Annotated in this window: 9 protein-coding genes; 8 read left to right on the top strand and 1 reads right to left on the bottom strand. The window is 74.3% G+C overall.

The features are described from left to right. Window positions 1-94 precede the first annotated feature (94 nt). Both QSK45_RS15865 and QSK45_RS15860 read left to right on the top strand, forming a co-directional pair. The gene (locus QSK45_RS15865) at window positions 95-1,048 is read left to right on the top strand and encodes a TetR/AcrR family transcriptional regulator C-terminal domain-containing protein (protein ID WP_285557318.1); all 954 of its coding nucleotides are present in this window, start codon (window positions 95-97) and stop codon (window positions 1,046-1,048) included. A 100-nt stretch (window positions 1,049-1,148) separates the two neighbouring features. Next, the gene (locus QSK45_RS15860) at window positions 1,149-1,664 is read left to right on the top strand and encodes a hypothetical protein (RefSeq protein WP_285557316.1); all 516 of its coding nucleotides are present in this window, start codon (window positions 1,149-1,151) and stop codon (window positions 1,662-1,664) included. Window positions 1,665-2,279: 615 nt separating this feature from the next. On the opposite strand, the gene QSK45_RS15855 is transcribed toward QSK45_RS15860, so the two are convergent. Next, window positions 2,280-2,771, bottom strand: a complete 492-nt coding sequence (locus tag QSK45_RS15855) for an NUDIX hydrolase (RefSeq protein ID WP_285557289.1) — start codon at window positions 2,769-2,771, stop codon at window positions 2,280-2,282. Window positions 2,772-2,924: 153 nt separating this feature from the next. Between QSK45_RS15855 and QSK45_RS15850 the strand changes: the two genes are divergently transcribed. The 6 genes from QSK45_RS15850 (at window position 2,925) to QSK45_RS15825 (ending at window position 20,029) form a co-directional block, all read left to right on the top strand. Next, window positions 2,925-3,311, top strand: coding sequence for a nuclear transport factor 2 family protein (locus tag QSK45_RS15850; protein WP_285557287.1), 387 nt, complete (start codon window positions 2,925-2,927; stop codon window positions 3,309-3,311). Between the two features lie 145 nt (window positions 3,312-3,456). Next, complete coding sequence (locus QSK45_RS15845; protein ID WP_285557285.1) at window positions 3,457-3,591, top strand: hypothetical protein; 135 nt, start codon at window positions 3,457-3,459, stop codon at window positions 3,589-3,591. Between the two features lie 392 nt (window positions 3,592-3,983). Continuing rightward, on the top strand, window positions 3,984-4,730 hold the full coding sequence (locus QSK45_RS15840) for a hypothetical protein (protein WP_285557283.1): 747 nt from the start codon (window positions 3,984-3,986) through the stop codon (window positions 4,728-4,730). Window positions 4,731-5,089: 359 nt separating this feature from the next. Next, window positions 5,090-11,344, top strand: a complete 6,255-nt coding sequence (locus QSK45_RS15835; RefSeq protein ID WP_285557281.1) for a non-ribosomal peptide synthetase — start codon at window positions 5,090-5,092, stop codon at window positions 11,342-11,344. Between the two features lie 55 nt (window positions 11,345-11,399). Beyond that, window positions 11,400-18,734, top strand: a complete 7,335-nt coding sequence (locus tag QSK45_RS15830; RefSeq protein ID WP_285557279.1) for a non-ribosomal peptide synthetase — start codon at window positions 11,400-11,402, stop codon at window positions 18,732-18,734. Then, window positions 18,731-20,029: a cytochrome P450 gene (locus tag QSK45_RS15825; protein ID WP_285557278.1), complete on the top strand. Its 1,299-nt coding sequence runs from the start codon at window positions 18,731-18,733 to the stop codon at window positions 20,027-20,029. Before QSK45_RS15830 ends, QSK45_RS15825 begins: the two co-directional genes overlap by 4 nt. Window positions 20,030-20,068 lie beyond the last annotated feature (39 nt).

Genomic DNA, 20,068 nt, shown 5'->3' with positions numbered 1-20,068 from the left:
GCATGTGATGGAAGTGGGTGCCCCGTGCGCGCGGATTCCCCGGCATCGGGGCTACGATGGCGCCCGTTCAGGTGCACTAGTGCGGAGGGTGTCGGTGGGCGGAGAGGCGGTGCCGCGCTACAGCCGGATCGTCGGCGAACTGCGGCGACGGATCGAGACGGGTGAACTGGCGCCGGGCGACCGGGTGCCCTCCACCCGCGAGATCACCCGGCAGTGGGGCGTCGCGATGGCGACGGCGACCAAGGTGCTCACCGAACTGCGCCGCGAGGGCATGGTCCGCGCCGTACCCGGCGTCGGAACGGTCGTGGCGGCCCCGGTCGGCCCGGCACGGGCCCCGCGTCCCGCCGTCGCCGGACGCCAGGGCGGACGGGCCGACGCTCCGTCCGCCCCGTCGGCCCTCACGCTCGGCCGGATCGTCACCGCCGCGGTCGCGGTCGCCGACGCGGAGGGGCTGGCCGCGGTCTCGATGCGCCGGGTGGCCGCCGAACTCGGCGTGGCGACCATGTCGTTGTACCGGCACGTGACCGACAAGGACGACCTGCTGACGCGGATGATGGACACGGTCGTCGCCGAGGACCCGCTGCCCGCCGAGCCGCCGGAGGACTGGCGCGCAGCGATCGAGCTGGCGTGCCGGCGGCTGTGGGACCAGTTCCGCCGCCACCCGTGGCTCGCGCCGGCCCTGTCCGTGACCCGTCCCCAGATGGTGATCTCGGCACTGCCGTACAGCGAGTGGATGCTCTCCGTCCTGCACTCCCGCGGAGTCGACCTGCACACCGCCTTCACCGCGCACCTGATGCTGCTCAACTACGCCCGCGGCATCGCCGTGAACCTGGAGTCGGAACGGGAGGCCGAGGCGTACAGCGGCCTCGACAGCGAGCAGTGGATGGACGCCCAGGAGCCCGAGTTCCTGGAGATCCTGGCCACCGGTCGCTTCCCCGCGCTCTCCCGGCTCGCCACGGCCGGGTACGACCTCGATCTCGACGCGCTCTTCGAGTTCGGCCTCCGGCGCCTCCTGGACGGACTCGCCGTCTTCCTCGACCACGGCTGAACACCGCCGGGGCGCGCACTGTATCCTCCACGGCACCGTGGAGCGGGGCGCGCCCCGGGGGTTTGTACGGTCGAAACAGGGCGGGGGACGGAGCGGCGACATGGGCTACAAGAGCGAAGCCGAGATCAAGCAGGCGCTCGGGATCGATTCCTGGAGGAACCTCTCCAAGGACAAGATGATCAGGTTCGCGGCCATGATGCCCGACATGGGCACCGAGGCGGCCCTGAAGATCATCGAGCAGTTCCCCTCGTTCAAGGAATTCGCCACGGATGTGGTGAACGCGCTGGAGAAGTCGTTCGACTCCGCGGTCTCGGCCAACAAGCAGAGCCAGGAGCACTTCCATCAGGCCCTTCAGCACATCAGGGAGATCCTCCAAGGGCAACTCGAAAGGGAGGAGTACCAGAGTTGGGAGGAGAGGAAGTACATCCTTGATCTGATCATGGAGACCGGAAGGCTGGAGTCCCTGAAGGACAGCGAGAACAAGAGGTTCTTGAGCGTGGCACTCAAGACGCTCGCGGCCGGTGGTGTGGGCGCCCTCGTCCTGGGCGTGGCTTTCATCGGTGGCAAGGTGATGGCCGAGAGCAAGGACAGCCCCGAAGACTCCCTGGACGCTTGACGGGCGGGGCCTCGCCCGGCCCGTCAGTTCCGTCGGCCGGCTGCCCGGCCCGTCAGTTCCCGTCGGCCGGCTCCCACAGGTGCACGGAGGCCCCGTCCTCGGAGATCGTGTACCACGCGCCGCCCCGCCCCCCGCCGCGCGGGCGGGCCCCGAGACGGGAACGGCTGCACGAGGATCCTGTGGCCGGGCCGGTGAAGCACCCGAGGAGCGTCCGCCGACGCCGCGTCCGGCGGAGCGGCGACGGTGGCGACGGGACGTCACGGTTTCCTCCAGCCACGGACGACGGACGAGGCGAAGGCGCCCCAACCGTACGAGGGAACGCGGACGCCGCCACGCGGACCCGGTACCGCGGCACGGACGGCCGCAACGCCGACCGGCTCGCCGTCCGGTGCCGGCGGATGGTCGGCGACCCGGCGGTCCGGCGGTCCGGCGACCCGGCGGTCCGGTGACCCGGTGACCCGGCACCCGGCGGGCCGGTGACCCGGCGGTCCGGTCCGGCGACCCGGGGCGGGACCGTGCTCCGAGCCCGGCCGCGACGCGCCGACGCGTCACGCCGAAGAGGGCCACGACGGCGACCGCCTGAGCCGACGGCTCCCCGAACGGAGTGCTCCGAGGTCAGTGCGGACCGTCGGGCAGGGTGAGCCGGGCGAGGTAGGCGTCGATGGCGGAAACCCGGCCCGGCAGGGGCGTGGCCGGTTCCCACCACCGCACGGCTCCGATCTCGTCATCGGTCTCGACACGCCGGCGACGCAGGGCGCGGCCGGTGAACAGGGCGCCGTACTCGGCTCGCCGCGCCGGACCGAGGAGGAACTCGGCGTAGCCGACGAACAGCAGGGGATCGTCAGGGATCTGCCCGCTCTCCTCCGCGAGTTCACGGACCGCCGCCTGGCGAGGACTCTCCCCCGGCTCCAGCAGGCCGCCGGGCAGTTCCCACTGGCTTCGGAACCGGTCGTGGACCATCACGACGGCGCCGCGGTGCCACAGCGCGGTCAGAGCCATCGGCGTGGGCGCGCCGCCGGGAAGGACGTCCTCGGTGCCGAACGTGAACGAGGCCAGCACGTTGCCGCGTTGGTCGGCGGCGAGGGGCCGGGACGGGGGACCGGGCATACGGAAGCCTGCCCCGCCCCGGCTCGCGCGAAGCGTGGGCGCCAGCCGCTTCAGGGGCCGTCACGGCAGACGGCCTCGGCCGGCCCGGGGGTCGCGTCCGGCGGATGGCGACTCGGTCGCGCGGTGCTCGGCCGCCTGGACGAAGATGTCCGCATGAGCCGAGAGACGGACGAGGTACGTGAAGCGATCGCGGGCGAACTGCGTCTGATGGACCCCGGCGTGCGTGCGACACGTTCGCTCGTCCGGCAGCTCCTGGACCCGGACTTCGTGGAGGTCGGTGCTTCGGGGCGGCGGTGGACCTACGAGGAGATGATCGCCGCGCTGCCCGAGATGGACGGTGCCACCGAGAGCGGCCCGCGCTACGAGCCCTCGAACTTCACCGGCGTCCTGCTGTCTCCCGGGCTGGTGCACCTCACCTACGAGACCACGTCGGCCGGCAACCGGGCACGGCGAAGTTCGCTCTGGCGCAAGCAAGGTCCGGCCTCGACGTGGAAGATGTACTACCACCAGGCCACGCCCGTCCCGCCCGCCGCCGGGTGAGTCCGCGCTGCCGGGTCAGGCGGCGGCCTGCTCGAAGTGGTGATCACTCATGATCAGGGTCTAGCCTTGCATCGCCTCATCTCCGAGAGGGGGGCGCCCCGTTGCGCACGGCGACGGGACGCGGCCCCGGAGATGAGGTGGAGTGATGGAAACAACGCGTCCTTCCCAGGAGACCAAGGGGAAGATCCGCGAGGTTGCCGGCCGGCTGACGATCGCGCTCGGGGCTCGTGCTCTGTGGGCATTGATCGAGAAGCTGTTCGGCCACCACTTCGAGGGGTGACACCCGTGCGCCCCGAGAAACGCCGCTGGCGCATCCCCCCCTTTGCGCTTCAGCGTCGTCGTATCGAAGCCATCGCTATCTTCCTGACCGGGTCGGTCCCCCTTTCCGCCCCGGCCGCACCGTCACCGGATCCGGACTCGCGACGCCGGTCGGACGGTCACGTGTCCAGGACTGGTTCGGCGCCGGCGAGGCGACTGTCGACGACCTCCGGTCGCTACCACTGGGATCGAGCGTGCCCACCCCTGCGCGGCTGATGGGCCGAGGAGTTCCCGTGCCCGGCAGGGATCGACGAAGACCGTTCTTCCGGTTCTTATGCTCGGCACGTAGTGGTCGCGGACGGTGCCGGCTGACCGGCGAAGGCGCGGTTGCGGCGGTCTGCTTGGATACCGGGGATGACGACCGGTTCTCCTGCTCCCCGAGCGCACGACGCCGCATCCGAACGCCTGAGGGCCCTGCTGGAACGTGCCGCCACGGGCGCGGACGGCCGGGCCTGGAGCGAGCTGTGGACGGAGCTCTACCACAACGGCACTCTGGACGTCGCCCATCCGCTGGTGCTGCGCACGCTGGCCGGCATGGCGCGGTCCGACGAGGCCGACGTGGCGGCTCCGGCCCTCCACCTGGCCGGCGCCCTGCTCGTCCAGGCCGACCAGCGGCACGAGACGCGCGATCTGCGCCACCGGTACGCGCCGGAGGTCGCATGCCTCCTGGACGCCGCGAACCGGTGGAGGCAGGTCACCGCCGAGCGGAGCGACTACTGCTGCCTGCTGGAGGCGGTCCTCGACCTGGAAGGCGACATCCACTGGGCGGAGGACTTGACGGGGGGCCTCGCCGCCGAGGAGTACGAGCTCGAGTGCCCCGATCCCGACGGGTGCGCGTCGCTGTGGGTGGTGCTCGGAGCGCGGGGCTTCTTCAGCGCGGCGGAGGACTACGCCCTCTCCGACGACGTCGAGACCTTCCCCCTCCATCCGGCCGATCCCCGCGACCTGGAAGGTCTCGGCCGGCGCCTTCACGAGCTTGCCCTGGCCGACGGGCAGCTGGACGTGGCGCGTGCCCTCACCCATGTCTTCGGTGAGGCGACCTGCCCGGAGTGCGGGCAGCGCTTCTCCGTCGTCGGGCAGGTCATCGCCAGGGCCTGCTGAGAACCGCCGGGGGACCGCGGGCGGTGAGCCCGGTCCCCGCGTCGCCGAGGACGGCGGTCGACGCCGGTGCGAGGGCGGCCGGGACCCGGGCATGCGGCGGTCCGTTCCCGCTGGACCGGCAGGCCACAGCCGGAGCCCCCGGGCGGCCGGCTCCGCCGAGCGGGCGCACGGCGATGCCGCGACGCCCCGGAGCGGGAACCGGAGGCCCGCCCCAGCCACCGGAACCGCAGCCGAGTCTGCTCGCAGCGCTGCTTCTTCTTCCCTGGGGAGCGGGGGCGCGCGGCGGCAGGCTGCTGGGAAAAGACGGCTGGGAGGCGACAGTGACAACAGGTCCGGCCCCTGAGGGGGCGCCGAACGACGTGGACACCCGCACGGCATCCTTCGCGCAGCGTCGGCTGTGGTTCATGGACCAGTTGGCGGGGACGTCCAGCGGTTCGATGCTGCCGTTGGTGCTGCGGCTGCGGGGGCGCCTGGACGCCGACCGGCTGGAGCGGTCGCTGGGCGGGATCGTGGCGCGGCACGAGGTGCTGCGGACGAGGTTCACCGCCGTCGACGGGGAGCCGGTGCCGGTCGTGGACGCCCCGACCGGGTTCACGCTCCGGCGGATCACGGCGGACGGGCCGGCCGACCTGTACGACCGCTGCCTGGGCCGTCCCGTGGATCTCGCCGCCGAGCACCCGGTCCGCGCCACGCTCGCCCGGGTCGCCGAGGACGAGCACCTGCTGCTGGTCGAGGTCCACCACATCGCCGTCGACGGGTGGTCGTGGGGCGTGCTGCTGGAGGAACTGGCCGCGGGGTACCGGGGCGAGGACGTCGAACCGCTCGCCGTGCAGTACGCCGAACTCGCCCGCGCGCAGGCCGCACGACTCTCCGGCGAGCGCCTCGATCGGCTGCTCGGGCACTGGCGCAACCGGCTGACCGGGCTGACCCCGCTGGACCTGCCCACCGACCGGCCGCGGCCCCGGGTCTGGGACGGTTCCGGGGACGCCGTCCGCTTCGACGTGCCCGCCGAACTGGTCACCGCCGTGGACGCGCTGGCCAGGTCCCGGCGCGCCACCCGGTACATGGTGCTGCTCGCCGCCTACCAGGCGCTGCTCGGGCACTGGGCGGGACGCACCGACGTCGCCGTGTGCAGCACCCTCGCGGACCGCGCCCAGCGCGGTGCCGCCGCGCTGATCGGTCCGCTGGTGAACACCGTCGTGCTGCGCACGGACCTGTCCGGGCGGCCCGGCTTCGACGCGCTGCTCGCCCGGGTGCGCGACCGCGTGCCGGCCGACCTCTCGCACGCCGAGGCACCCTTCGACCTGGTGGTCGGCGCGCTCGGCGGCTCCCGCGACCTGTCCCGGCATCCGCTCGCGCAGGCGTCGTTCACTCTGCTCAACTCCCCGATCCGGCCGGTGCGGATGGCGGGCCTGGAGGTGGCGCTGGTGGACCCGCCGCTGACCGAGACGCCGTTGGACGTCTTCCTCGACCTGACCCTGCGCACCGACGGCAGCATCGCCGCCGTACTGCAGTACGCCACGGCGCTGTTCGACGCCGCGACGATGCGCGCGTTCGCACAGGCGTACGTCGCGCTGCTGCGCGCTGTCATCGCCGAACCCGGCACCCCCGTGCACGAGTTGGCCGGTGCCCTGGCCACCCGGCCGGGGGCCCCCGCCCGGCCCCGGCCCGAGTGGCACCACGCCCCGGACCGGCCCGCGGCACCCGCGGACCCGGTCGCGTTCTCCGGACGACCCGGGGCGACCGCGCTGCGCTGCGGCGACGACAGCGCCACGTACGCGGAACTCGACGCCATGTCCGGCGGGCTCGCGGCCGCGCTGCGCGCCGCCGGAGTGACCGAGGGCAGCCCGGTGGGTGTCGTACTGCGCCGCGGTCTGTGGTCGGTCGCCGCCATCGAGGGGATCTGGCGGGCCGGCGGGGTGTACGTGCCGCTCGACCCCGAACTTCCCGAGCAGCGGCTCGCGTTCATGGCCCGGGAGGCCGGGCTCGCCTGCGTCGTGGCCGAACCGGCGACCGCCGCGACCGCCGGTCCGCTCGCGCCCGTCACCGTCGACGTCGCGGCCGTCGCCCCGGACGCGGACGGGCCCCGCCACCGGCCCGACCCCCGCCAACTCGCCCACGTCATCTTCACGTCCGGGTCCACCGGACATCCCAAGGCGGTCGGCGTCGAGCACGCCGCGCTCGCCTCGCACGTGGCCGCCGCCCGGCGGCGCCTCGGTATCACCGCCGACGACCGGGTGCTGGCCTTCGCCTCCTTCTCCTTCGACGCCTCCCTGGACCAGGTGCTGCCCGCCCTGACCTCCGGAGCCACCGTCGTGATGCGGCCCGAGGAGCCCTGGCTGCCGACCCAGGTGCCGGAGATCGTCCAGCGGCACGAGCTGACCGTGGTCAACGTGCCGCCCACCTACTGGTCCGAGCTGGCCCTCTCCCTCGACCGCCGGCTCGCCGCGGCCCTCGCCCCGCTGCGGCTGCTGGTGCTCGGCGGCGAGGCGGTCCCGGCCGACACCCTGGCCGTGTGGCGGGCCGCCGTGCCGTGGGTGCGGGTCTGCAACGCCTACGGGCCCACCGAGACCACCGTCACCGCCACCACCCACGACGCCGGCGGACCGTCCGCCGACAGCGTGCCCATCGGCCGGCCGCTCGGCGACCGCAGCGTGTACGTGGTGGACGCCGACGACGAGCAGGTGCCGGTCGGCGTCACGGGTGAACTCCTCATCGGCGGGACGGAGCTGGCCCGGGGCTACCTCAACCGGCCCGCGCTGACCGCCGAGCGCTTCGTGCCCGACCCGTACGGGCCGCCCGGCGGCCGCCTGTACCGCACCGGCGACCTCGTGCGCTGGACGGCGGCCGGGGAACTGGACTTCGTCGGGCGCCGCGACGACCAGGTCAAGATCCGCGGCTTCCGCGTCGAACTCGGCGAGGTGGAGGCCGTGCTGCGGGCCTGCCCGCTGGTCGCGGCGGCCGCCGTCCGGCCCGACCGTGCCACCGGACGCACCCTGACCGGCTACGTCGTACCCGCCCCGGACGCGCCCTCGGCGCCCGACCGGGCGGAGCTGCGGTCCTGGTGCGCCCGCTGCCTGCCGCACTACGCCGTCCCCTCCGACTTCGTCGTCCTCGACGCCCTGCCGGTCGGTGTCTCCGGGAAGCTCGACCGGGGTGCCCTGCCCGATCCGGACCGGAACGGCCCGGCCGACGACGCCGCCTTCGCCGGACCCCGCGACGAGACCGAGCGGATCGTCGCCGAGGTGTGGGCCGATGTCCTGGGCCTGGAGCGGATCGGCATCGACGACAGCTTCTTCGACCTGGGCGGGCACTCCCTGCTCGCCACCATGGCGGTCTCCCGCATCGCCGGGCGGCTCGGCCGGGACATCGAGTTGCGCACCCTCTTCGAGAACCCGACCGTGCGCGGCTTCGCCCCGCGCGTGGCCGGCGCCCGCGCCTCCGGCACGACCGAGGTGCTGCCTGTCGACCGCACCAGGCCGCTGCCGCTGTCCTTCGCGCAGGAACGGCTGTGGTTCCTGGACCGCACGTCCGACCGGGGCGACTCCTATCTGCTGTGGTACTGCTGGCGGGTGCGCGGCGGGCTCGAACGCGCCTGCTGGCAACAGGCGCTGGACGATCTGGTGGCCCGGCACGAGGTGCTGCGCACGGCGCTGATCGAGTCCGACGGCCGTCCCGTGCAGCAGGTGTGCGACCCGGCGGGCGTGCCGTTGCGGTGGGAGACGGCACCCGAGGGGCCGGACGAGGAGGCCCGCCTGGACGCCGTGCGACGGCAGGCCGAGGCCCTCGCCACGCGCCGCTTCGACCTCGCCCGGCCGCCGCTGCTGCGCGCCGGAGTGTGGGAGCTGGCCGCGGACGACCACGTGGTCCTGCTCGCCCTGCACCACGCCGTCACCGACGGCTGGTCCAAGGGCGTCCTGCTGGACGAACTCGCCCACCACTACGCGGCCCGGCGGGCGGGCCGGCGGGCCCAGCTCCCGCCGCTGGACGTCCAGTACGGCGACTTCGCCGTCTGGCAGCGCGAGCGCGCCGACAGCGGCGCGCTGGAGCCGCAACTGGACTACTGGGAGAACGTGCTGGCGGCGACGCCCGCCCTGGAGCTGCCCACCGACCGGCCCCGGCCGGCCGCGTTCACCGGCCGGGGCGGCGCCGTCGAGGTCGACCTGCCCGCCCCGCTCGTGCACCGCGTGGACACCTTCGCCCGGGAGCACGGCGCGACCCGGTTCATGGTGCTGCTGGCCGCCGCGCAGGCCGTGCTGGCCCGCTGGTCCGGGCAGACCGACGTCCCGGTGGGCACGCCCGTCGCCGGCCGCGGCCGTCTCGAACTGGAACCGCTGGTCGGGTTCTTCGTGAACACCGTGGTGCTGCGCACGGATCTGTCCGGGCGGCCGACCTTCGCCGAGCTGGTGGAGCGGGTACGGGACGTCGTGCTGGGCGCCTTCGACCACCAGGAGGTGCCGTTCGAACGGGTCGTGGAGCGGCTGCGCCCCGAACGCGACCTCTCCCGCAACCCGTTGTTCCAGGTCATGGTGGACGTCCAGGACGCGTCCACGGGCGGGTCGGGACTCCCGGGGCTCGACACCGTCGACTTCCGCCTTCCCTGGGGGTCGGCCAAGTTCGATCTGACGGCCACGTTCGTGGTCCGTCCCAGCGGGTTCGCGCTCAACGTCGAGTACGCCGCCGACCTCTTCGACCCGGCCACCGCCACCCGGTTCGCCCGCCACGTCGGCCGGCTGCTGGAGGCGTGCCTCGCCGACCCCGCCGCCCGCGTCGACGCGGCACCGCTGCTGTCCGCGGGGGAGCGCGACCTCCTGGTGGCGACGGCCGGGCGGGAGGTGACGGCCGCGCCGGGGTTCCAGGTGGCGGGACCCCTCGACGCCCCCGCCGTCGTGTGCGAGGGGACGGTCCTCGACCATGCCCGACTGGACGCCCTGACGGGCGGGCTGGCGGCCGCCCTCCACGACGCGTCGGTGGCACCCGGCGACCCCGTCGGGGTGTGCGTCGGCCGGGGTGCCTGGTCCGTGGCCGCGATGCTCGCCGTCTGGCGGGCGGGCGGGGTCTACGTCCCGCTCGACGCCCTGCTGCCCGAGGAACGGCTCCGGTACATGCTCCGGGAGGCCGGGGTACGGCACGTCGTGGCCGACGCGGGCACCCGCGAGAAGGTCACCGTGCTCGGGGTACGGGCCGTCGCCGTCGAGGACGTACGACCCCTGCCCGACGGGCCCCGGTACACTCCTGACCCCGGCGATCTCGCCTACGTCATCTTCACCTCGGGGTCCACCGGCCGCCCCAAGGCCGTCGGCGTCGAACACCACGCCCTGGACGCCCATGTGGCCGCCGCCCGCGAGCGGTTCGGGCTCACCGCCGACGACCGGGTGCTCACCTTCGCCTCCACGGCGTTCGACGCCTCCCTGGAGCAGATCCTGCCCGCGCTGAGCGCCGGCGCCACGGTGATCGTGCGCCCGGACGAGATCTGGGGCCCGGAGGAGCTGGCCGCCCGGGTCGCGGCCGAGCGGGTCACCGTCATGGAACTCACCCCCTCCTACTGGGCGGAACTGGTGTCCCGGCTGGACCGGCTCGCGCCCCGACTCGTCTCGCTGCGGCTGCTGGTGACCGGGGGAGAGGCCCTGCCCGCCGACCCGCTGGAGCGGTGGTTCGCGCACCTGCCCCGGGTGCCCGTGCTCAACACCTACGGGCCCACGGAGTCGGTGATCTCCGCGACCGCGCACACCGTCGACGGCGCCCGGACCGGACGGGTGCCCATCGGTCGGCCCCTGGGTGGTCGCCGTACCTATGTGGTCGACGCCCTCGGTGAACTCGTCCCCGACGGCGTCCCCGGCGAACTCCTCGTCGGCGGACGCGAGTTGGCACGCGGCTATCTGGGGCGGCCGGGACTCACCGCCGAGCGGTTCGAGCCCGACCCCTTCGGGGCGCTCGGCGGCCGGCTCTACCGCACGGGGGACGTCGTACGCCGCCTTCCCTCGGGCGAGCTGGAGTTCCTCGGCCGCAACGACGACCAGGTGAAGATCCGCGGCTTCCGCGTCGAGCCCAAGGAGGCCGAGGCGGTGCTGCGCCGGCACCCCGGGGTGCGGGGCGCCGCGGTCGTCGTGCGCACCCTGCGCGGCGAGCCCGCCCTGGTCGGCTACGTCGTCGGCGACGGGCTGTCGGAGGAGTCCCTCACGACGCACTGCCGGGCCCGGCTGCCGCACTATCTGGTGCCGTCGGCGTTCGCCCTGCTCGACGCGCTGCCGCTGACGGTGCAGGGGAAGCTGGACGTCGCCGCCCTGCCCGAGCCCGCGGCCCCCGGCGCGGGGACCTTCGTGGCACCGCGCAGCCCGGCCGAGACGGTCGTCGCGCAGATCTGGTGCGAGGTGCTCGACCTGCCCCGGGTCGGCGTCCACGACGACTTCTTCGCCCTGGGCGGCCATTCCCTGCGCGCCGTCGCGGTCGCCTCCCGGCTGCGCACCGCGTTCGACTGCATGCTCCAGGTCAGGGACCTGTTCGAGCACCCCACGGTGGCGCGGCTCGCCGCCGAGGTGGAGCGCAGGCTGCTGGAACTGATCTCGCAGATGAGCGACGACGAGATCGACCTCTCCCTCACCGCCGACTTCTGAGGGCACCCCGCCCCGACCCCGGCTTCCTCCCCAGAGTTCAGATCGGAGTGCCCGCATGACCACATCCGACGTGCGCCCCAACCTCCTCGTCCCGGCGGACGGCCGGCCCACGGGCGACGGGCCGGCCCCGGCCGGCCGGGCGCCCTCGGCCGACGGAGCGTCCCCGGCCGGCGGCCTGTCCCCGGCCGCCCGGCGCCTCCTGGAACAGCGGCTGCGCGGCCGGACCGCGGTACGCGAGGACGGCCCGACCCGGGTCAGCCCGCGCCCGGACCGGATCCCGCTGTCGCCCGCCCAGCAGCGCCTGTACTTCCTGGACCGCCTCGACCCCGGCGCGTCCACCTATCTGCTGCCCGCCGCCTGGCGGTTCACCGGCCCGCTGGACCTCCCCGCCCTGCGCGCGGCCGTCGCCGACCTCACGGCCCGGCACGAGCAGCTGCGGGCCGTCTTCCCCGAACGCGAGGGCATCCCGTACCAGCGGATCCTGCCGCCCGACCCCGGCTGCCTCGACCTGGTGGACGCCACCGCCCCACCCGGCACGGACGGCGCCGCACGGCTGGCCGCGACCGTGCACGCCGCCGCGCTGCGCCCCTTCGACCTCGGACGGGAACCCGCCTTCCGCGCCACCCTCGTCCGGGCCGGCGAGGACGACCACGTGCTCGTCCTCGGCATGCACCACATCGTCTCCGACGGCTGGTCGCTCGGCCTGATCGTCCGCGACCTGACCGAGCTGTACCGGGCCAGGACGCGGCACCACGCCGCCCGGCTGCCCGAACTCCCGCTGGAATACACGGACTACGCCATCTGGCAGCGGGGCAGCGACCAGTCCGCCGCCCTCGACCACTGGCGCACCCGGCTGGCCGGCCTCACCCCGCTGGAACTGCCCGTCGACCACCCCCGGCCCGACGCCCCCGGCGGCCGTGGCGAGGCGCACACCGTCACCCTGTCGCCCGCGCTGACCGGCGCGCTCGCCGAACTCGGCCGACGCGCGGGTACGACGCCGTACATGACGGTGCTGGCCGCCTTCCAGGCCGCGCTCGCCTTCCACAGCGGGCAGCGGGACATCGCCGTCGGCACCGTCGTGGCCAACCGGGAGCGGGCCGAGACGGAGCAGCTCGTCGGGTTCTTCGTCAACACCCTGGTACTGCGCGGCGACCTGTCCGACGACCCGACGCCGGCCGCGCTGCTCGCCCGTACCCGGGAGCGGGTCCTGGAGGCGTTCTCGTACCAGTCGCTGCCCTTCGAGCAGGTCGTGGACGCGCTGAGCCCCGAGCGCGACCTCGCCCGCAACCCGCTGGTGCAGGTCCTGTACACCCACACCGACACCACCGCCTCCGGGTTCGACCTCGGCGGGGCGACCGGGACGCCGTACCGGATCGACCTCACCACCGCGAAGTTCGACCTCACCCTCGACCTGCGCGACGGCGACGGCCGCACCGAGCTGGCCTTCGTCTACCGTCCCGACCTGTTCGAGGGCGCGTCCGTCGCGGCGCTCGCCCGGCACACCGTGAACCTGCTGGAGGCGTTCTGCGCCACCCCCGACACCCCGCTCAGCGCCATCGACCCGCTGACCCCGGCCGAACGCGCCCACCTGCTCGGCCCGGACGGGCCCGCCAACACCGGCGACGAGCCCCGGACCACCCCGCGCACCGCCCCCGACCGCCTCGCCGAACACATCGGCAGGGCGCCGGACGCGGTCGCGGTGAGCGGAGCCCGTTCCCTGACCTACCGCCGACTCGACGAACAGGCTTCCCGGTTGGCCCGGCGACTGCGCGCGGCCGGGGTCACCCCCGGCTCCCTGGTCGGCGTCTGCCTCGACCGCACACCCGACCTCGCCGTGGCCCTGCTCGGAGTCTGGCGCGCGGGCGCCGCCTACCTCCCGCTCGACCCCTCCCACCCGAAGGCGCGCCGCGAGTTCACCGTCACCGACTCCGGCATCGAGTGGATCGTCGCCTCGGGCGCGACCCGGTCAGCCCTCGACCAACTGCCCGTCCAGGTCATGCTGCTGGACGAGGACGGCCCCCAGGCGCAGGCCCCCGACGTCCTCCCCGCACCCGGCGACCTCGCCTACGTCATCTACACCTCCGGCTCCACCGGCCGCCCCAAGGGCGTGGAGGTCACCCACGGCAACCTGGCCTGGCTGCTGGCCGCCGCCGACCACCACTTCGACTTCGGCCCGGACGACGTGTGGACGCTGATGCACTCGCCGGCCTTCGACTTCTCCGTGTGGGAGTTGTGGGCGCCGCTGACCAGCGGGGGGCGCGTGGTCGTGCTGACCGCGGACGAGGTGCGCGACCCGGCCGCGGTGCACCGGGTGCTGCGCGAGGAGCGCGTCACCGTCCTCAACCAGACCCCCGCCGCCTTCAAGGGCCTGCGCGCGCACCTGAGGGACAGCGGCGACGGCTTCGCCGGACTCCCGCTGCGGACGGTGGTGTTCGGCGGCGACGCCTTCGACGTCCGCGACTACGACGACTGGTTCACCACCCCGGGCGAGCGCCCCGCCCTCGTGAACATGTACGGCATCACCGAGACCACCGTGCACGTCACCTTCCGCACCATCACCGAGCGGGACGTGCACGGCGCCGTCCGTTCGCCCATCGGCCGCCCGCTCACCGGGCAGCACGGGTACGTCCTCGACCCCTCGGGACGGCTGGTGCCGCCCGGCAGCGTCGGCGAGCTGTACGTCTCCGGCGGTGGCGTGGCCCGCGGCTACCGCAACCGGCCCGAGCTGACCGCCGAACGCTTCCTGCGCGACCCCTTCGGCGCGCCCGGCGCCCGGATGTACCGCACCGGCGATCTCGTCCGGGTGCTGCCCGACGGCGAGTTGGCGTACGTCGGGCGCGCCGACCACCAGGTGAAGATCCGCGGCTACCGCATCGAGCCCGGCGAGATCGAGACCGCGCTGCGCGCCCTGCCCGGCGTCGCCGACGTCGCCGTGGTGGCCCGCCGGGACGGGGAGACGGCCCGCCTGGTCGCCCACGTCGTCACCCCGGAGGCCCGCCCGCTCGATCCGCCCGCGCTGCGCGAGGGACTGCGGCTGACCCTGCCCGACTACATGGTCCCCGCGCTGTTCGTGCGCCACGAGCGGCTGCCGCTGACCGCCAACGGCAAGGTGGACCGCGCCGCGCTGACCGCCGTGACCCCGGCCGCGGCCGGACCCGCCACCCATGTGCCCCCCGAGGGCCCGGTGGAGAGGGCGCTGGCCGGCGTGTGGAGCCAGGTGCTCGGCGCCGAACACGTCGGCCGCGGCGACAACTTCTTCGACCTCGGCGGCGACTCGATCCTGGCGCTGCGCCTGGTCGGCCTCGGCCGGCTCGCCGGGCTGGGCTTCTCCGTCGCCGACGTCTTCCGCACCCCCACCCTGGCCGATCTCGCCGCCCTCGTCACCGACGCCGTCGACGCGCCCGCCCCGGTCGCCCCGTTCTCCCAGATCGACCCGGCCGACGCGGGCCGGCTGCCCGACGGGCTGGAGGACGCCTACCCGCTCACCATGCTCCAGGCCGGCATGCTGCACGAGATGCTCGCCGACCCCCGGCGCGGCGCCTACCACAACGTCACCGACCTGAAGATCACCGTGCCCGAGGGCTTCGACCTCGGCGCGTTCCAGGCGGCCGTGGACGCGGTGGTCGCCGGGCACCCCATACTGCGCAGCTCCGTCGACCTCGTCGGCTACCGCGAACCCCTCCAGCTCGTCCACCGCACCGCCCGGCTGCGGGTCGGCTACACCGATCTGCGCGCTCTGCCCCGCGACGAACAGCGGGCGCGGCTTCGGCGGTTCGTGACGGAGGAGTTCGAGCGTCGCTTCGACCTGGCCGCCGCGCCCCTCGTCCGCATCCATCTGCACCACGTCACCGACCACGACCTGCGCCTCGTGCTCACCGACTGCCATGTCGTGCTGGACGGCTGGAGCCTCACCTCGCTCGTCGCCGACCTGCTCGCCCTGCACCGCGAGGCCGTCGCCCACGGCACCGCGCCCCTGCCCCCGCAGGCCCCGGCGTTCGCCGAGTACGTGGCCCTGGAGCGGGCCGCCCTGGACAGCGAGGAGTCGCTGGAGTACTGGCGGGACAGCCTCGCCGACCTGCGCCCCGTGACCTTCCGGCGGCGCGTGGCGGGCGGCGCGGACACGGACCGGCAGCCGGTGCACGAGGTCCGGCGCTCCTACGCCCATCTCGCGCAGCGCATCGGCACGTTGGCGAAGGAGGCGGGGGTGCCGCGGCGCACCGTGCTGCTCACCGCCTTCCACCACACCATGAGCCTGTTCGCGGACCGCGACGAGAGCGTGCTCGGGCACAGCGTCGGCCTGGTCACCAACGGCCGGCCCGAGGTCCCCGGCGCGGACCGGATGCGCGGACTGTTCCTGAACACCGTGCCGTTCGGCGTCGCCCGCCCGCGCGGCAGCTGGCGCGGCTATCTGCGGGACGTGTTCCGGGCCGAGCAGGAGATGCTGCCGCACCGCAGGGTGCCCCTGGTCCGCATCGCGCAACTGCGGCCCACCGAACCGAACCTGACCGACGCGGTGTTCAACTACGTCAACTTCCACCGGCTTTCGCACGACTCCTGGGACGACTCCCTGGAGATCGCCCGGACCATGTTCCCGCTGCTGGTCAACGCCAGCGTCAACGCCTTCACCCTCGACGTGGACCCGCAGTTCGTCGCCCCCGCCACGGCCGAGCAGCTGGCCGACGTGTACTGCGCCCAGCTGGAGGCCATGGTCGCCGGCCCCGACGCCCGGGTCACCCGGCCCGCGCTCACCGGCGCCGCCCGTGACACCGCGCTCGACGTCTGGGCGCGCGGACCCGAGATCCCGTCCTCGCCGCTGATGCTGCACGAGCACATCGCGGCGCACGCGGCCCGCACCCCGGACGCGGTCGCCGTCGAACACCGCGGCGAGCAGCTGTCGTACGGCGAACTCCACGAGCAGGCCGAGCAGCTGGCGCGGCGACTGCGGACGCTGGGCGTCGGCCCGGAGACCGTGGTGGGCATCTGCGTCGAACGCGGGCCGGACCTGGTGCGCGCGGCGGTCGGTGTGCTGCGCTCCGGAGGCGCCTTCCTGCCGCTGGACCCGCAACACCCCACCGAGCGGCTGGCGTTCATGGCCGAGGACAGCGGCATGCGGGTGCTGCTCACCCAGCGCCGCCTCGACGGAACGGTGCCCTTCGACGGTCCCGTGGTCCGACTGGACGTCCCCGCCGAGCACATGGAGCCCGTGCCGGGCCGGGAGCCCGACGCCGACACCCTCGCCTACATCATCTACACCTCCGGCTCCACCGGCACCCCCAAGGGCGTCGCCCTCCCGCACCGCGGCCTGTCCAACATGCTCGAAGGCCAGCGCGACCTGGTACGCCCCACCCCCGAGGACCGGGTGCTCCAGTTCGCCTCCTTCGGGTTCGACGCCTCCGTCCTCGAACTCACCTGGTCCCTCGCCAACGGCGGCCGCCTGGTCACCGCGCCCAAGGAGGACCTGCGCCCCGGCCCCGACCTCGCCCGCACCCTGCGCGAGGCCCGCGTCACCTGCGCCATGCTGCCGCCCAGCGCCCTCGCGGTGCTCGGCGAGGACGACTTCCCCGAGCTGCGGGTGCTCCAGGTCGCGGGCGAGGCATGCCCGGCCGAACTCGCCGACGTCTGGTCGCGCGGCCGGCGCTTCCACAACGTCTACGGCCTCACCGAGACCTCCGTGTGGTCCGTGGCCGCCGAACTCCGCCCGCACCAGGGCCACCCGCCCATCGGCACCCCGATCCGCAACACCCGTATCCACGTCCTGGACGACGACCTCCAGCCCGTCCCGGCCGGCGTCCCCGGTGAGATCTACCTCGGCGGACAGGCCGTCGGCCGCGGCTACCTCGGCCGCCCGGCGCTCACCGCCGCCACCTACGTGCCCGACCCCTACGGGCTGCCCGGCGAGCGGCTGTGCCGCACCGGCGACCTCGGCACCCACCGGCCCGACGGCTCCGTGGAGTGGGTCGGCCGCCGCGACTCCCAGGTCAAGCTGCGCGGCTTCCGCATCGAACTCGGCGAGATCGAGCACGCGCTGCGGAGCCTGCCCGGGGTCCGCCAGGCCGTCGTCCTGCACCGCACCGACCTGCCCGGCGGTGAACCGGCCCTCGTCGCCTACCTCGTCCCGCGGGGTTCCGCGCGGCCCACGTCCGAGGAACTGCGCCGCGCCCTGCGCACCTCGCTGTCCGCGTACATGATCCCCGCCCGGTTCGTGCTCCTCGACGCACTCCCCGTCAACCGCAGCGGCAAGATCGACAAGCGGGCGCTGCCGCTGCCGCCGGCCGAACTCGACCGGCCCGACAGCGCGTACGTCGCCCCGGCCACCCCGGCGGAGAAGATCCTCGCCGAGATCTGGCGCGAGGTCCTCGGTCTCGCCCGCGTCGGCGTCCACGACGACTTCTTCCGCATCGGCGGCAGCTCCCTGTCCACCGTACGGGTCTCCCTGATGTCCGCCGGACGCGGCCTCCCGGTCTCCGTCGGCGACCTGATCGAACACCCGACCATCGCCCAGCTCGCCGAGCACGCCACCCGAGCGGCGGGCGACGGCCTGCCCACCGCCGTCACCTCCGAGGTACGGCTGCGCGAGGGCACGGGGGAGCCGCTGTGGTGCGTGCACCCCACCGGCGGCAGCGCCGCCTGGTTCGTCCCGCTCGCCCGCGCCCTGCCGCCCGGCCGGCCCGTGCACGCCTTCCAGGCGCGGGGGCTGCTCGGCGGCGTCGACCCGAGCACGGTGACCGGGATCGCGGCCAACTACGTCGCCGAGATCACCGATCGCGGTGCCCGAGGCACCCACGCCCCGCACGGCCCCCACGCCCTCCTCGGCTGGTCCATGGGCGCCAACATCGCCCTGGAGATGGCCACCCAGCTGCACCGCTCCGGTCACCCCGTGGCCCCGCTGGTCCTGATCGAGCCGTACCTCCCCAACCCCGCCGCCCGCGCCCGCCTGAACGGCGTCACCGACGACCTGCGCGCCGCCTGGCGCCAACGCGACCTGATCCGGCAGCTGCCGCCCTCCCCGGAGCGCGACCGGGCCACCGCCGAACTCACCGCCACCCTGCTCGGCGCCGGCATGAGCCCCGCCGAGGCCGCCCTCGTCGAGAACGCGCCCATCGAGGTGTGGCACTCGCTCCTCGCCGCCCTCGCCGGGTACGAGGTCCGCACCTACCCCGGCCACATCCACCTCGTGGTCGGCAGCGAGGCCGCGGGCCTGCCGCGCGGCCGCACCATGCCGGGCCTGGACGTCGACTACGACACCTACCTCGCCCGGTGGCGCGAAGTGGCCGGCGACGGGCTGACCGTGCACGTCAGCGACGGCGACCACATGTCGATGATGGCCGAGCCGAGGGTGTCCGGCATCGCCGGGATCCTCGTCGCGATCCAGGAGGGGGAGGACCGATGAGCACGGCGACCCCGCTCGCGGGGGGCACCCCGGGCACCGCGGAAGCCCCGCCGACCCGTACCGTCCCCCAAGCCCCCGAAGCGCCCTTCACCGAGCGCTACCTCCTCTCGCCGGACATGATCGCCGACCCCTACGGCCACCTCGACGCCCTCCGCGCCCACGCGCCGGTGCACTGGAGCCCGATGCACCACGCCTGGCTGGTCACCGGCTACGACCAGGTGATGCGCTGCCTGCGCGACCCGGCCGTCTCCGCCGACCGGGTACGGCCCCTGATGGACGCCGTACCGCAGGGTGCCCGCGAGGACGCCGAGCGGGCCTTCGGGATCCTGTCCCGCTGGATGGTGTTCAACGACCCGCCGCAGCACCGCCGACTGCGCCAGGTCTTCCAGGAGGCCTTCGCCGCACGGGCGGTGGCCCGCTACCGCGCCTTCACAGAGAAGGCGACCCGGGCCGTCCTCGCCCGCAAGGCCGTACCCGGCCGCGGCGGCGACCTCATGGCCGACGTGGCCAAGCCGCTGCCCGCGCTGGTGTTCGCCCGCTGGCTCGGCGTCCCGCGCACCGACGCCGCCGCCTTCTGGTACTGGAACGCCCGCGTCGCCGACCTCGTGCTCGGTACCGCCCAGGAGGAGAGCGAGTACCGGGCCTCCCTCCAGGCGCTGGTGAGCCTGGAGGACTACCTCGCCGGACTGGTCGCAGAGCGGCGAGCCGAACCCGCCGACGACCTCATCAGCCAGGTGCTGAAGGAGGGCCGGGTGGGGGAGTCGGTCAGCGAGGAGGAGTTCGTCGGGATGCTCACCCAGATGGCGTTCGCCGGCGGGGAGACCACCAGCAACCTCATCGCCAACACCGTCCTCGCCCTGCACAGCCGTCCCGGTCAACTGGCCGCCGTACGCGAGGACCCCGGGCTGGCCCAGGGCGCCGTGGAGGAGACGCTGCGGCTCGACGGCCCCTCCAAGATGTCGATCCGCACCACCGTCCGCGACCTGGACCTGGACGGCCGCACCCTGCGGGCGGGCGACCGGATCTTCCTGGTGACGGCCGCCGCCAACCGGGACCCGGCCCGCTTCCCCGACCCCGGCCGGTTCGACGTCCGCCGCACCGGCGCCACCCACCTCGGCTTCGGCTTCGGCGCCCACTTCTGCATCGGCGCCGCGCTGGCCCGGCTCGTGGCCGTCGCCGCGGTGGGCACGCTGGTCCGCGACCATCCGGGCCTGACCCTGACCGACCCCGGCGCGCTCACCTGGCAGCCGTCCCTCCTCAACCGCAGCCTCACCGCGCTGCCCGTCCGCTACTGACCGGACCGCCGCGAGCGTCCGCATCCCGAAAGGCACATC

The sequence above is a fragment of the Streptomyces hygroscopicus subsp. hygroscopicus genome (genome assembly GCF_030269125.1).
Taxonomy (GTDB): domain Bacteria; phylum Actinomycetota; class Actinomycetes; order Streptomycetales; family Streptomycetaceae; genus Streptomyces; species Streptomyces hygroscopicus_C.
Note: the sequence above shows the minus strand (reverse complement) of the source record. Positions and strands in the feature narration are given on the sequence as shown.